This window comes from Streptomyces pinistramenti (assembly GCF_020564935.1).
Taxonomy (GTDB): domain Bacteria; phylum Actinomycetota; class Actinomycetes; order Streptomycetales; family Streptomycetaceae; genus Streptomyces; species Streptomyces pinistramenti.
On the sequence record NZ_JAJCXB010000031.1, the window covers coordinates 26,499 to 40,992 of the forward strand.

General features: G+C 71.1%; 13 protein-coding genes. 6 read left to right on the forward strand and 7 right to left on the reverse strand.

All coding sequences use genetic code 11. The features are described from left to right. Positions 1–179 precede the first annotated feature (179 nt). From LIU39_RS20930 to cspE, 6 genes are all read left to right on the forward strand, one after another. A complete protein-coding gene (locus LIU39_RS20930; RefSeq protein ID WP_227048338.1) occupies positions 180–1,388 on the forward strand; it encodes a helix-turn-helix domain-containing protein in 1,209 nt (402 codons plus the stop codon). 112 nt (positions 1,389–1,500) lie between these two features. Further along, positions 1,501–1,890: a DUF6415 family natural product biosynthesis protein gene (locus LIU39_RS20935; RefSeq protein WP_227048339.1), complete on the forward strand. Its 390-nt coding sequence runs from the start codon at positions 1,501–1,503 to the stop codon at positions 1,888–1,890. Between the two features lie 496 nt (positions 1,891–2,386). Then, positions 2,387–2,848 carry a UCP032817 domain-containing protein gene (locus LIU39_RS20940; RefSeq protein WP_227048340.1) on the forward strand — a complete coding sequence of 154 codons (462 nt, stop codon included), beginning with the start codon at positions 2,387–2,389 and terminating at the stop codon, positions 2,846–2,848. A gap of 1,187 nt (positions 2,849–4,035) precedes the next feature. Continuing rightward, positions 4,036–4,284 carry a hypothetical protein gene (locus LIU39_RS20945; protein ID WP_227048341.1) on the forward strand — a complete coding sequence of 83 codons (249 nt, stop codon included), beginning with the start codon at positions 4,036–4,038 and terminating at the stop codon, positions 4,282–4,284. A gap of 199 nt (positions 4,285–4,483) precedes the next feature. After that, on the forward strand, positions 4,484–4,906 hold the full coding sequence (locus LIU39_RS20950) for a PadR family transcriptional regulator (RefSeq protein WP_227048342.1): 423 nt from the start codon (positions 4,484–4,486) through the stop codon (positions 4,904–4,906). A 264-nt stretch (positions 4,907–5,170) separates the two neighbouring features. Beyond that, the gene (gene cspE / locus LIU39_RS20955; protein WP_227048343.1) at positions 5,171–5,380 is read left to right on the forward strand and encodes a transcription antiterminator/RNA stability regulator CspE; all 210 of its coding nucleotides are present in this window, start codon (positions 5,171–5,173) and stop codon (positions 5,378–5,380) included. A gap of 359 nt (positions 5,381–5,739) precedes the next feature. Here the strand turns inward: cspE and LIU39_RS20960 are convergent, their stop codons facing one another. The 7 genes from LIU39_RS20960 to LIU39_RS20990 all read right to left on the reverse strand — a co-directional run bounded on the left by LIU39_RS20960 (position 5,740) and on the right by LIU39_RS20990 (position 14,404). Further along, positions 5,740–6,015 carry a hypothetical protein gene (locus LIU39_RS20960; protein ID WP_227048344.1) on the reverse strand — a complete coding sequence of 92 codons (276 nt, stop codon included), beginning with the start codon at positions 6,013–6,015 and terminating at the stop codon, positions 5,740–5,742. A 379-nt stretch (positions 6,016–6,394) separates the two neighbouring features. Beyond that, positions 6,395–6,631 carry a hypothetical protein gene (locus LIU39_RS20965; protein ID WP_227048345.1) on the reverse strand — a complete coding sequence of 79 codons (237 nt, stop codon included), beginning with the start codon at positions 6,629–6,631 and terminating at the stop codon, positions 6,395–6,397. 444 nt (positions 6,632–7,075) lie between these two features. After that, a complete protein-coding gene (locus LIU39_RS20970) occupies positions 7,076–8,275 on the reverse strand; it encodes an acyl-CoA dehydrogenase family protein (RefSeq protein ID WP_227048386.1) in 1,200 nt (399 codons plus the stop codon). Positions 8,276–8,347: 72 nt separating this feature from the next. After that, a complete protein-coding gene (locus LIU39_RS20975) occupies positions 8,348–10,294 on the reverse strand; it encodes an acetyl/propionyl/methylcrotonyl-CoA carboxylase subunit alpha (protein WP_227048346.1) in 1,947 nt (648 codons plus the stop codon). A gap of 8 nt (positions 10,295–10,302) precedes the next feature. Then, the gene (locus LIU39_RS20980; protein WP_227048347.1) at positions 10,303–11,901 is read right to left on the reverse strand and encodes an acyl-CoA carboxylase subunit beta; all 1,599 of its coding nucleotides are present in this window, start codon (positions 11,899–11,901) and stop codon (positions 10,303–10,305) included. After that, on the reverse strand, positions 11,898–13,607 hold the full coding sequence (locus LIU39_RS20985) for an acyclic terpene utilization AtuA family protein (protein WP_227048348.1): 1,710 nt from the start codon (positions 13,605–13,607) through the stop codon (positions 11,898–11,900). The genes LIU39_RS20980 and LIU39_RS20985 overlap by 4 nt, the downstream gene beginning before the upstream one ends. Next, complete coding sequence (locus LIU39_RS20990) at positions 13,604–14,404, reverse strand: TIGR03084 family metal-binding protein (RefSeq protein ID WP_227048349.1); 801 nt, start codon at positions 14,402–14,404, stop codon at positions 13,604–13,606. The genes LIU39_RS20985 and LIU39_RS20990 overlap by 4 nt, the downstream gene beginning before the upstream one ends. Positions 14,405–14,494: the final 90 nt, after the last annotated feature.

A 14,494-nucleotide genomic window follows, 5' to 3' on the forward strand; every position in this document is an offset into this window, starting at 1 on the left:
TCATGCGCCGCGGCGGCGCTATCGGGGACGCAGATCCACCATGCCGCGCACCGTACAACCGGAACTAACAACCGCACACGCCAAGACGGCCCCCGCATACACCGCGGGGGCCGTTCTCTTTACTACCCCCAGCCGACCGGGGGTACCGTTCTGAGGGTCTAGGTCAGAACGGAGCCAGCATGCCCGAAGACGACACGGCACACATCGGCGCGCGGATTGAAGAACAGCGCAAGTTGGGCCACCTCACCCAGCGCGGCCTTGCCGAACGCGCCCACGTCTCGTTCAGCCTCTACACCAAGGTGGTCACCGGGAGGCGCCCGGCCTCGCCTGCCTTCACCGCCGCTTGCGCCCGCGCGCTGGGCATCGAGAACAGTGTTCTCCTCGGGCAGCCCTACGCCACGGAGCAGCGGACCGAGCGCTTCGACGCCCCTCTGGCAGCCCTGCGTGCCAGCCTCGAAAACTGGGACGTTCCCCTGGACGACGGCGTTCCGTTGCGTTCACTGTCCACGATCGCCAGCGAAGTCCACGCCGTCGGCGCGCACCGCCGGAGTGCCGATTACCTAAAGGTCGCCAGCCAGGCCCCTGGCCTCATTGACGAACTGGTACAGGCATCGCACCAGCGTTCCGGTCTTCAGCAGGAACGCGCCCACCAACTGCTCGCCTATCTCTACCGGTGCGTCTACGACGTCGCGTACAAGCTCGGCCAACTCGACATGGGCAGCATCGTCCTAGCACGGATGCTATACAGCGCCGAGCGGAGCGCCGACCCTTACATGGTCATGCTCACCTCCTATCTCCGGGCCCAGTCGTGTTTCAACACGGGCCGTCATGAGGTCGGACTGAAGCTGATGGAACGGTCGTTGGCGGATGTTGAAGAGTCCGCCAACTCCGGTGAACAGCCCGCCCTGTGCGTCCAGGGGAACCTACGTCTGCGGTCCGCCGTCCTGGCTGCCCGCGGCGGCCACACCGCGCAGGCGCGAGCCGAGGTCGCCGAAGCGATGGAGACGGCTGAGAAGTTGGGCGGAGAGACCCAGAACTACGTCCTGTCCTTCGGCCCAAGCAACACCAAGATTCACGGCGTGGCCGTCGAAGTGGAGGTGGGCGAATACGGCGAGGCGATCTGCTTGGCCCGCAAGCTCACTTTCCCGGCCAACTTCGTCGAGCGGTATCCCGACCGGGTAGGTCACCATTTCATTGACCTGAGCCGCGCGCAGCTATGGCAGGGCGACCGGGACGGCGCCCTGGCCTCACTACGCAAGGCCCGGGAGGCGGCGCCACAGCAGGCCCGGTTCCATCCGCATGCCCGAGAAACCGTGCTCGCCTTGCGGCGCGCCGCCCGACAGTCGAGTGACACCCTGGAGAGCTACGCCCATTGGATGGGCGTGTAACCGCAGTTCAGAGCGTCAAGGGCCCGGAGTTTCACAAGTTGTGAAACTCCGGGCCCTCATTCATGGGCACGGTGCGATTAGACACAGACCCTCCGTAACGGAGTCGATCACCATGACCTCCACCAAACACGGGCCCGCCATCGTTGCCCCCGCGACGTCCCCGGACACCGCCCAGCTACCGGTACACGTGGCCACCATCCGGGAGACCATCGCCGAGGCCCACAAGCTGCACTGCCTGGCCGCCACGGACATCGAACTGCGCCGCCTGGCCGCACTGTTGCTCGGCCACATCGCTGAACTGATCCCCGACGTCCAGGCCGCCACTGATGAGCTGTGGCACGGCAGCTTGGAATGGTCCCGGCGCTCCGGGCGACTGAGCGGCATTCGAGCCCAGTGCAAGCAGGGGCTGGGCACGGGCACACTGTCCGCCCACGTTCAGATCAACCAGCTGGAACGGGACTGCCGGTGGCTTCTCACCGACTACGAGGCGCGGCAGAAGTGAACGAGGAGCAAATCCCCGGCCGGGCCCACGTCGTCACGTACCCGATATGCCTGTCCGCGCTCACCTTTCTGATCGTGGTGGGCACCATCGGCGGCAGTCGTGGCTGAACTCCGGTGCGGCGATTGCGGTACGGGGGCCGACACGCAGGAGTTCCAGCCACGTGGCTGGCGGAAGCCCCGCCGCTTGTGCCTGCCCTGCGCTCTGCGCCGCGTCGACCCACACATCCCGGACAGCGTGGTGGACGGCATCGCGGAATGGATCCGCGAGTCGGTCACCCGCGTCCTCGCCGGCCGCCCGCCCGAGGGGCCGAGCAGCACCCCCTGAACCTCTGTGGCTCCGGACCCCCAAGGCGCCCAGAGAGCGCCGGCTGCCGCGATTCTCACCGCGGCGGCCGGCCACACAGACCCCCGTCCCGGCCGGGTTCCTTGGCCGGACAAGCGGCCGGGACGGGTTCGGGCCTCCACAGCGAGGCATCACCTCACCGAAAGGGGAGACCGTGAGTAAGTCTGCCAGCCAGTTACTGACCGGCGAAGAGTTCGAGGCGGTCACGATGACAATCGAAGACAACAACCCCGGCATGTCGGCGGCGGCCGCGGCCGCCATCCTGGCCGAGGCTCTGGCCTTCGTCGCTGCCTGCGCCCAGTTCCCCACGGCCGGCCTTGTGCCGTCCCGCACGGTGGACGAGGGGTGGCACGCCCTCATCCTGCATACCGAGATCTACGCAGCGTTGTGCCGCCGCCTCGGCGCCGTCGTGCACCACCGGCCCGAGTCACCCGACCCGGCCCGTCATGACACCGCTGTGATCGAGCGGACCACGACCTTGATCGAAGAATCCGGGTACTCGATCAACCCGAATATGTGGCGCGCTCCGAGCGACGGCCTCGTATCTGTGGCCGCGAAGTGCCAACACAGCGACGATGGTGGGCCGATCGTGCCCATTCCCAAGCCCAAGGGCTAGCCTGCCAGTTCGCGATGAGAGGGAATGCCATGGAATGGATCAATCCCAAGTACGCCGACGTCGTAGCGTCCATGCGAACCGCTGAAGTGGCTGTCGGCAGCGACGGAGGCCCCCCGCTCCGAGGCTTCCTCATTTCGGGCACCACAGGCGAGGAGGGCCAGGAAGACGGCCCTCCGTCCCGTCCCTCCGAGTGATAAGCGCCGGCCGCCTGCGGCGGCACATAGGCGGTCGGCGCCTCATCAGCGGAAAGGTCATCATGAGCACGTTCCTACGCTGTGATTCATGTGGCACCGCCGAGGACGTCACGGACGTCTACCAACACGCAACCTCCGGCCCCGGCTGGGAACTGCCGCTCTGCGAGTCCTGCGCACGCCCCCCGCGGCGGTCACCTCTCCATGCTCCCGAGGCACACCCGCGGGCCACTCGGGCCGACGCCTTCCGGGTCGGCAACCGGGGAGGCGCCCGGTGACCGTCTCCGAACGCCGCGACTGCGGCTCTGCCCGAGATCTGCGCGACGTCTGCATCGACACCGCCTCCGGGCCCTGCGTCATCCGCACCCTCTGCGGCCACTGCGCACCCGGCCCGAGCACGCTGGACACGGTTCCCAAGCGGGCCACGAAGCCACCGGCACTGTCGCATCGTCGCCCCTGAGCTCCCGGCGGAGTAAGGACACCTGAGCATCAGCACTGCGGCAGTAAGTGTCGCTGCCCCGGGCGCCGACCCGCATCCGCATCCGCTCAGCCGAGCTGGACTGGGCTGGGCTGGGCTGGGCTGAGCGGATGCGGATGCGGGCCGGCGTCGGCATCAGGCCCTGAACTCCTTTCCCTGGCAGGCAGTTCGCGGCACCGGATCTTCCCGTCACGGCACGCGGCAGCGTCCCCTGGGGGCACAGGATCGGGAACTGCACAGGATCGGGGAACTTCAGAGGGTGACAGCGACGGGGAACGATCACGCGTGCCTGCATGGTTTCCCGGCGGCAGGGTCCAGCGCCTGCCCTTGCGGGCAGGGTCCGCGCGTGCGGGAGGGCAGACCACGAATACCTCGCGAGGCCGAGAACTGTTTGCCGCGGGGCCCACATCTCAGTTCACGGAAGACGCGTGCAGAGCCAACGGCCCTTCCGGCCCTGGCACTACGAAGAGATCTGCGCGTGAGAAGTGCTGAAGACAGCCCTATCGCATGGAGGACTTATGAAGTCGTGGCGTTCCCGTATCGGTGTCGGTCTCGCGGTCGGTGCCGCGGCCGTCGCCATTCCGCTGTCCGCCACCAGTGCCTTCGCCGCCCCGCCGCCCGGCGACGGCTGGGTTCCGGTCGGTGCCGAGAGGTACCCCTCGAAGGCGGCCTGCGAAGCGTCGGAGCTCCCGATGGCCCAGGCGAACGGGTACCACGAGGTGTGGTGCGACGACAGCAAAGAGATCATGCCCATCTTCAACCGCTGACCGGTCTCCGCTCGGCGGGGACGCGTCCCGCTGACGTTGCGCCGTGAAAGCCCGCTGCCCCCGGTGTGCCGCACCGGGGGCAGCGGGCTTTCCGCTTCACGGACCCGTGCACCGGACGCTGCCGAGGACGTGCGGATCACAGCCGGGGAACGACCGAGAAGGTGGCCCAGCAGGTGACGGACCGCAGGTCAGACGTGTCTTGTATGGCCAGGTACGGGCGGGGACCGGGGCGCCGGCGACGCGTCAGGGCACCGTGTATCCGCTGCTGGCCCGGCTGCGACGGGAGGAGTTGGTGACGACCGACTGGAGCAAGTCGCCCAGCGGACCGCCTCGCCGTTACTGCACGCCGACCCCCAAGGGGCGTGCGGCACCGGAGGAGTTCGCCTCGGTGTGGGTGGAGTTCGCCGACGCGGTCGGCCGCGTCATCACCCCTGATCGGCCCCCGTCCGGAAAGAACGGTGAAGACCTTGCGCCATCCCGAAATACGCCGGTACCTGTCTTCCGTCCGGCGAGCCGCCTCCGCCTTGCCGGTCTGCACGACACGGTGGCCGGTTTCGGGTACGGAGCCGAGATCGCCGCCACCCTTGCGGAGATCGTGATCCGCGCGGGGACTCTCGTATGACTGTGGCACTGCCGCGTAGCCCCCGAGCCCGGAGGGAGCGGATTCCGCTTCCCGCGGTGCGCATCCTGCATCCGGCCTGGGACGACACCGTCGTGCAGGCCGAAGTCGACCGCATCCCCGCCGAGACCGGGCGGGCCGTGCCCGACCCCATGCAATCTGGCCAACTTATCTAGATCATCTATGGGTCGTTCAGTCACTGAGCAGGATGAACCCGATGCAATGGCCGGTGTTCGTGTCGGCCTCCCCACCATGCAAGGAGCACCGATGGCGAAGATCAAGGGCCAGGTGAAGTGGTTCAACGAGTCGAAGGGGTTTGGATTCATCACCCCTGCTGACGGCAGCAAGGACGTCTTCGTGCACTTCTCCGCGATCCAGGGCAACGGATTCAAGACGTTGGCGGAAGGCCAGAACGTCGAGTTCGAGATTCAGGACGGACAGAAGGGGCCCAGCGCGGTAAACGTCACCGCTGTCTAGGCGCCGCCCCGCGCCGTGTGCCGGTCTGACATGAACGGTCAGGCCGGCACATCGCTATCTGTGCACCGGGGGCGCGTGCCTGTCCACCCCGGGACGGCCGACCATCGACCGCGTCACCGCCACGCGCCACGGGATTCTCCGCGGCGTCGAGGACGGTTACCGCCAGGTGGTGAGCGAGGTTGCCGCCGCGCCCCAATCCGCTCGCCCGCTCGGCGGGCCGGCTGCTGAAGCCGCACCGAGAACGCGTTCGGACAGACCGTCGAGTCATACAACGGCATCCCGTTCGTCGGCCTCGGTGCCCGCGCCGGCACCGCCGATCCCGCCACCGGCGTCAACGCCAAGACCGGCACCACCGGCCTCTACGCCGTCCGTCTCGGCATGGACGCCCTCCACGGCGTCTCGACGGTCGGCTCGCACCTGGTGCGCCAGTCGCTGCTGTCCCTCTCGACTTGCTCGACCGCATCCGCAGCCTTGAGCGCCAGGTGCGCGAGCCGGCAGGCCACGCGCAGATGCGCCCGGCGCTGAACCGCATCACGCACGGCGCCGTCGTGATCGGCGAGGGCGGGAGCCTCGACGTCCGTGCCCCCGGCGGCGCGCAGGTCCTCGGGGTCGGTGGTCAGTTCGCTCCGCGACACCGTGACCGTTGCTGCCGTCCGCCTCCGGCTCCGCTCATCACCTGCCGGACAGGCCGTAGCGCCTCCGGTCGCCGGTGAACTGCCGAAGCGGCCCCGCCGCCCCCGGTGCAGGGGGCGGCGGGGCCGCTGTTCGGAGTTCCGCTGCCGGAACGTCAGGTTCGGGCTCCGGGCTACGTCAGGTACGGGCTCCGCGTTCCGGCCCCTTGATGTGCGCGCCCATCACAGGAGCCGGTCGAGGCGGCGGCCTCAGCGCCTGACGCCGGAGGTCATCCGTATTACGCGTGGCACCGGCAGGTCTTGAGGACCGATGTCGCGGGAGCCCCGAATTGACCAACAGTGCCTGTCGGAGTGCGGGGCCCCGGTGCGGGCGGCTACGGCATCAGTACAGCGCCCAGAGGGAGACGCGCCCGTTGTTCTCGATGCAGGTGGCGTCCTGGTAGTGCTTCTTCGCCTCGGGGATGTCCGCCTGGCACGCGGCCATGTTGGGGTACATCTCGGGACCACCGGCGACGTCGTGCCAGCTCGCGGCTGAGGCGGAACCAGCCGTCAGCGGAATCGCGACCGCGGCGGCAACGACCGCAAGACCGTAAGTAATTGGCTTACGCCACGACTTCATACATCTCTCCTCACGCAAAGGGCCGGACCTGTGCCGGGTCAGCGGCGTCAGGTCAGCTTGTGCCCGAGAAACCCTCGGGCAGTTGTCAGTTCAACACACAGGCACCATGTGTCTCAAAGCCACCAGGACCCTTGTTACAAGCCCCTGACAAGGTGGAACAGGCAGACGCTGCGAAACAGGACTTGGCGGTCCTTCACGACTTGAGGGCGAAAAGTCGAACATGGTCAGCACATGAGCTTCTTGCCCCTTTCAGGGCGCTCGACGGACCATGCCGCGTCGTACCGCCTGCGCCCGCCGGGCGGGGGGCGAGGGATGGGCGGCTCCTGGGTCCTTCCCCTGGGTCGGCGGGAGCGGGCGTCGGCAGCGTGGTGCGCGCCGGTCCGCGTAGGCGTCGTCGGGGTCCACCCGTGACGTCGCGGTCCGGTAGCGCGCACACTGCACAACTCAGTACGACTTGGGCAGCCCCAGTGACTGGTGGGACACGTAGTTGAGGATCATTTCGCGGCTGACGGGGGCGATGCGGGCCACTCGGGCGGCGGTGATCAGGGAGGCCAGGCCGTATTCCTGGGTCAGGCCGTTGCCGCCGAGGGTGTGGACGGCCTGGTCGACGGCGCGTACGGCGGCTTCGGCTGCGGCGTATTTGGCCATGTTGGCGGCCTCGCCCGCGCCCGTGTCGTCGCCCGCGTCGTAGAGGTGGGCGGCCTTCTGCATCATCAGCCGGGCGAGTTCCAGGTCGATGTGGGCCTGGGCGAGGGGGTGGGCGATGGCCTGGTGGGCGCCGATGGGCTCCTTCCAGACCTGGCGGGTGCGGGCGTAGTCGACGGCGCGGTCGAGTGCGTAGCGGCCCATGCCGAGGGCGAAGGCGGCGGTCATGATGCGTTCGGGGTTGAGGCCGGCGAAGAGTTGCAGCAGCCCGGCGTCCTCGTCGCCGACGAGCGCGTCGGCGGGCAGGCGTACGTCGTCCAGGGTCAGCTCGAACTGCTTCTCTGGGGCGGCGAGTTCCATGGGGATGGGGCTGCGGCCGAAGCCGGGGGCCTCGCGCGGGACGATGAAGAGGCAGGGCTTGAGGCGGCCGGTCTTCGCGTCTTCGGTGCGGCTGACGATGAGGGTGGCGTCGGCGATGTCGACGCCGGAGACGAAGACCTTGCGGCCGTTGAGGATCCAGCCTCCCCCATTCTCGGCCGCGCTCGAACGGGAGGTGACCCCTCCGTCGCGGCGGGCGGTGGTGGTGATGCGGTGGGAGTTGGATCCGGCGTCGGGTTCGGTGATGCCGAAGGCCATTTTGCGGCTGCCGTCGGCGAGGCCGGGCAGCCAGGTGCGCTTCTGTTCTTCGGTGCCGAAGCGGGCGATGACGGTGCCGCAGATGGCGGGGGAGACGACGAGCATGAGGAGGGGGCAGCCCGCCGCACCCAACTCTTCGAGTACGAGGGAGAGTTCAGCTATGCCGCCGCCTCCGCCGCCGTACTCCTCGGGGAGGTTGACGCCGAGGTAGCCGAGGCCCGCGGCCTCGTTCCACAGGTCGTCGGTGTGCTTGCCTTCGGCGACGATGCGGGTGAAGTAGTCGCGGCCGTAGCGCTTGCCGAGCGCGGCGACGGCGGCCCGCAGGGCGCGGTGTTCCTCGGTCTCGATCACAGGGTTGCGCATGGCGTTGCTCATGGCTGCTCCATCTGTGCGGTGGGTGAGGGGCGGGGAGGTACGCGCCCGCGTGTCTCCCGGTCAGTCGGTGACGACGGCGAGGAGGGTGCCGACCTCGACCTGGGCGCCGGCGCGGACGGGCAGGCTGGTCAGGGTGCCGGCGGCGGGTGCGGTGATCTTGTGTTCCATCTTCATGGCCTCCAGCCACAGCAGCGGCTGCCCGGCCTCGACCGTGGCGCCCTCGGCCAGGCCCGGCGCGACCCGGATGACGGTGCCGGGCATCGGCGCGAGCAGCGAGCCGGGTTCGGTGCGGGCCGCGGGGTCGGGGAAGCGGGGCAGGGCGGTGAAGGCGTGGGCGCCGGTGGCGGTGTCGGCGTGGATGCGGTTGCCGTAGCGGGCAAGGGTGAACTGGCGGCGCAGGCCGTGGACTTCGAGGGTGACACGGTCCGGGGCGAGGTCCAGCAGGCGGACGCCGGGGAAGTCGTCGGCGTGCAGTCCTTCGCGGTCGATGCGGTAGCGGATCTCGTGGGTGGCCGCCTCGCCGCCGTCGGCCGCGTAGCTCTTGGACTGCGGCTGCGAGGGGACGTTGCGGAAGCCGCCGAAGCGGGAGCGGCCGTGTGCGTCGGCGAGGGCGGCGGCGAGGGCGGCGAGCCGTTCCCGGGCGGCGCGGTCGGCGTCGCGGGCGGTCAGGGCGGCGAGGTGACGGTCGTAGAAGCCGGTGTCCAGGCCGGTGGTGGCGGCGAATTCGGGGTGCCGCAGGGAGCGGACCAGCAGGTCGCGGTTGGTGACGGGGCCGTGGATGCGGGCCCGTTCCAGGGCGTGCGCGAGCTTGCGGACGGCTTCGGTGCGGGTCGGCGCCCAGGCGATGACCTTGGCGAGCATCGGGTCGTAGTGCGCGGTGACGGTGTCGCCGTCGGTGACGCCGGAGTCGAGGCGGACGGTGCCGGGTACAGCGAGCCGGTGCAGGGTGCCGGTCTGCGGCTGCCAGCCGGCCGCGGGGTCCTCGGCGTAGAGCCGCGCCTCGACGGCGTGGCCGCGCGGGCGCGGCGGGGCGGGGTCCAGCGGCTCGCCTTGGGCGATGCTCAACTGGAGTGCTACGAGGTCGAGTCGGTAGATCTCCTCGGTGACGGGGTGCTCGACCTGGAGACGCGTGTTCATCTCCAGGAAGTGGGCCCGGCCGTCGGCGGAGACCAGGAATTCGACGGTGCCCGCGCCGCGGTAGCCGATCGCGCGGGCGGCCTGCGCGGCGGCCTCGTGCAGGGTGTGGCGCAGCGCGTCCGGGAGGCCGGGCGCGGGCGCTTCCTCGATGACTTTCTGGTGGCGGCGCTGGAGGGAGCAGTCGCGGGTGCCGAGCGTCCAGACGGTGCCGTGCGCGTCGGCGAGTATCTGCACCTCGACGTGGCGCCCGCCGACGACGTACGGCTCGGCGAATACTTCGCCGTCACCGAAAGCAGCGGCGGCTTCGGCCCCCGCCGCCACCAACTCCTCTTCCAGTGCTCCCAGTTGGTCGACGATCCGCATACCGCGGCCGCCGCCGCCCGCCGCCGCCTTCACCAGCAGCGGCAGGTCCGCCTCGGTGGCCAGCGCCGGGTCGACGGGCGCGAGCAGCGGCACACCGGCCGCCGCCATCAGTTCCTTGGCCCGGGTCTTGGACGCCATCGCCTCGATGGCGTCGGGCGGCGGGCCGATCCAGGTCAGCCCGGCGTCGGCGACCGCGGCGGCGAAGGCGGCGTTCTCGGAGAGGAAGCCGTAGCCGGGGTGGACGGCGTCGGCGCCCGCGTCCAGGGCGGCCCGCACGACGAGATCGCCGCGCAGGTAGGTGTCGGCGGGCGCGTCGCCCGGCAGCCGTACGGCGGTGTCCGCCTCCCGGACGTGCGGGGCGTCGGCGTCCGCGTCGGAGTGCACGGCGACAGTGGCCAGGCCCCGTTCCCGGCAGGTGCGGAAGACCCGGCGGGCGATCTCACCGCGGTTGGCGACGAGGACGCAGGAGAGCGGGGTTGGCGTGGCCTCTGGGGACGAAGTGGTCATGTGCTGCCTCACATCCGGAAGACGCCGAAGCCGCCGCGTGCGCCCTCGACCGGGGCGGTGTGCACGGCGGACAGGCACAGGCCGAGGACGGTTCGGGTGTCGCGGGGGTCGATGACGCCGTCGTCGTAGAGCCGCCCGGAGAGGAACATCGGCAGCGACTCGGACTCGATCTGCTGCTCGACCATGGCCCGCAGCCCGGCGTCGGCCTCGTCGTCATAAGGCTGCCCCTTGGCGGCGGCCGAGGCGCGGGCGACGATGGACAGCACGCCGGCCAGCTGCTGCGGGCCCATGACGGCGGATTTGGCGCTCGGCCAGGCGAAGAGGAATCGCGGGTCGAAGGCGCGGCCGCACATGCCGTAGTGGCCCGCGCCGTACGAGGCACCCATCAGGACGCTGAGGTGCGGCACCTTCGAGTTCGAGACCGCGTTGATCATCATCGCGCCGTGCTTGATGATGCCGCCCTGCTCGTATTCCTTGCCGACCATGTAGCCGGTGGTGTTGTGCAGGAACAGCAGCGGGATGTCCCGCTGGTTCGCCAACTGGATGAACTGGGCGGCCTTCTGGGACTCGGCGCTGAACAGCACGCCCTGCGCGTTGGCGAGGATGCCGACGGGATAGCCGTGCAGCGCGGCCCAGCCGGTCGCCAGGCTCGGCCCGTACAGCGGCTTAAACTCGTCGAAGTCCGAGCCGTCGACGATCCGGGCGATGACCTCGCGCGGGTCGAAGGGCGCCTTGAGGTCGCCGGGGACGAGGCCGAGCAGCTCTTCCTCGTCGTACGTGGGCGGCTCGGCGGGGGCCGGATCGGCGTGCGCCTTGCGCCAGTTGAGGCGGGCGACGACGCGGCGGGCCCGGCGCAGCGCGTCCGGCTCGTCGAGCGCGAAGTGGTCGGCGAGCCCTGAGGTGCGGGCGTGCATCTCGGCGCCGCCCAGCGATTCGTCGTCGCTCTCCTCGCCGGTCGCCATCTTGACCAGCGGCGGGCCGCCGAGGAAGACCTTGGCGCGCTCCCTGACCATGATCACGTGGTCGGACATGCCGGGGACGTACGCGCCGCCGGCGGTGGAGTTGCCGAAGACCACGGCGACGGTCGGGATGCCGGCCGCGGAGAGCCGGGTGAGGTCCTTGAAGAGCGCCCCGCCCGGGATGAAGATCTCCTTCTGGCTGGGCAGGTCGGCGCCGCCGGACTCGACGAGCGAGACGACCGGCAGCCGGTTGGTGCGGGCGATTTCGTTGGCCCGCAGTGCCTTCTTCAGCGTCCAGGGGTTGCTGGCGCCGCCGCGTACGGTCGGGTCGTTGGCGGTGATCAGGCACTCCACGCCCTCGATGACGCCGATGCCGCAGACCAGCGAGGCTCCCACGGCGTAGTCGCTGCCCCAGGCGGCGAGCGGGGAGAGTTCGAGGAAGGGGGTGTCGGGGTCGATGAGCAGTTCGATCCGCTCGCGGGCGGGCAGTTTGCCGCGCCCGCGGTGCCGGGCGACGTACTTCTCACCGCCGCCCGCGAGCGCCTTGCCGTGCGCCTCGCCGACCTCCGCCAGCTTCGCGAGCAATTCCGTACGGCGCTCCGCGTACTCGGCGTCCGACGGGTCGATCGCGGTCCTGAGCATGGTCACAGCAGTACCTCCGGTATGTCCAGGTGCCGCGAGCGCAGCCACTCCCCCACGGCCTTGGCCTGCGGATCGAAGCGGGCCTGCGCGGCGACGCCGTCCCCCAGCAGCCCGTCGACGACGAAGTTCAGCGCCCGCAGCCCCGGCAGCACATGCCGGTCGACCGCCAACCCGGCCGTCTCGGGCAGCAGTTCACGGAACGTCTCGACGGTCAGGGCGTGCGCCAGCCACCGCCACGCCTCCTCGGTACGCACCCACACGCCGACGTTGGCCGAGCCGCCCTTGTCCCCGCTGCGCGCCCCGGCGACCAGGCCGAGCGGCGCCCGCCGGGTGGGCAGCGCGGCGGGCGGCGGCTCGGGCAGCGCCGGGTCCGCAAGTCGCACCAACTCCCGTGATTGCGAGGCTGGTTGGATCACTACGCGCCGTCCGTCGGGCAGCACCGCGGTGTGCGTCACCTCGCCCGCGGCCACCGCCACCGCGTCGAAGACGCCGTACGGGGCGCCCTTGCCCGGCGGCGCGGTGACATGGAAGCCGGGGTAGCTGCCCAGCGCCAGTTCGACGGCGGCGCCGCTGACCACCCGGCCCACCGCCTCCGGGTCGGCGTCCCGCACCACCAGCCGCAGCAGCGCGCTCGCCTCCTCCTGCACGTCCGCGTCGTCGCGGTCGGTGCGGGCCAGCGTCCACCGCACCTCGGCGGGCGGCTTCGGCGCCGCGGCGATGGCCGCCGCCATCTGGTCACGGACGAGCCGGGCCTTGGCGTCCACGTCGAGGCCGGTCAGCACGAACGTGACCTCGTTGCGCCAGCCGCCGATCCGGGTCAGCCCGGCCTTGAGCGTCGGCGGCGGCGCCTCCCCGCGGACGCCGTCGATCGCGACCCGGTCGGGCCCGTCCTCGCGCAGCCGCACGGTGTCGAGCCTGGCGGTGACGTCCGGGCCGGGGTAGCGGGCGCCCGCCGTCTCGTAGAGCAGTTGGGCGGTGACGGTGCCGGTGGTGACGGCGCCGCCGGTGCCCGGGTGTTTGGTGATCACCGCGCTGCCGTCGGCGGCGATCTCGGCGAGCGGGAAGCCGGGCCGCCGCACGTCGTGGGCGCCGAAGAAGCTGTAGTTGCCGCCGGTCGCCTGGGTGCCGCACTCCAGGACGTGGCCCGCCACGACCGCGCCCGCCAGCGGATCCAGGTCCTGCGGCCCCCACCCGAAGTGGGCCGCCGCGGCGCCGCTGACCAGCGCGGCGTCGGTGACCCTGCCGGTCACCACCACATCGGCGCCGGCCCGCAGGCACGCGGCGATCCCGCCGCCGCCCAGGTAGGCGTTGGCGGTCAGCACCCCCTCGCCCCACCGCGCGCCGTCGCCGCCCGCCAGCAGATCGTCGCCCTCGACGTGCGCCACCCGCACCGGCACACCGACCCGTACGGCCAACTCCCGCACCGCGTCGGCCAGTCCGGCCGGATGCAGCCCGCCCGCGTTGGTGACGATCCGCACGCCGCGCTCGACGGCGAGCCCGAGCCCGTCCTCCAGCTGCCGCAGGAACGTCCTGGCGTAGCCGCGCTCCGGGTTCTTCAGGCGGTCCCTGCCGAGGATGAGCATGGTCAGTTCGGCGAGGTAGTCGCCGGTCAGTACGTCCAGCGGGCCGCCGGTGAGCATCTCGCGCACCGCGTCGAACCGGTCGCCGTAGAACCCGGAGGCGTTGCCGACCCGCAGCACCGCGCCGCTCATGCGCCGCCGCCCGCGGCCGGTGCCCGGCCCTTGCCCGGCGGCCCGGCGAATGCCTGCGCGATGCCCAGCCACCGCTCGGCGTCGGCGCCTTCGGCCCGTACGGACGGCAGGTCGTCGCGGTGCGCCCGCTGCGTCACCAGCAGGCAGAACTCCAGCGCGTCGCCGGTCACCCGCTGGCCCGCGTCCTCGGGCCCGTAGGTCCACAGCGTGCCGTCGGGCGCCCGCAGTTCGACGCGGAACTCCTCGGCGGGCGGGTCGAGTCGGCGGGCGGCGTAGGAGAAGTCGCGGGCCCGCACGCCGATCCGGGCGACGTGCCGCAGCCGGGCGGTGGGGGTACGGGTCACGCCGAGCGCGTCGGCGACGTCCTGGCCGTGCGCCCAGGTCTCCATCAGCCGCCCGGTCGCCATCGACGCGACGCTCATCGGCGGCCCGAACCACCCGAGTTTCGCCCCGTCCGGCTGCCCGCCGAGCGCCCGCAGCAGCGCCTCGCGGCCCTCCCGCCAGCCGGCCAGCAGCCGCTCGGGCCGCTGCCGCGCACCGGCTTCGGCGCCCTCGTCGACGAAGGTCAGCGGCGACCGCAGGGCCACCCGTACGGCCTCGGCGAAGGTGTCCGGGTCGGTGGCGGAGAGCAGCGCCTGCCGGTCGGTCCAGGCCAGGTGCGCGATCTGGTGGGCGACCGTCCAGCCGTCGGCCGGTGTCGGGCCGGCCCACCGCCCGGCCGGAAGACCGGCGACCAGGGCGTCCAACTCCTCGCTCTCGTCCCTGAGATCCGCCAGAACGGCGCCGGGATCGGACACGCGACACTCCCCTCGTCGGCCCGTACGCCGTGTCGGCGGGGCCCGGATGACTGCGGAATCGTGCGGTGGTCGGCCGCCACGGACGCGGGT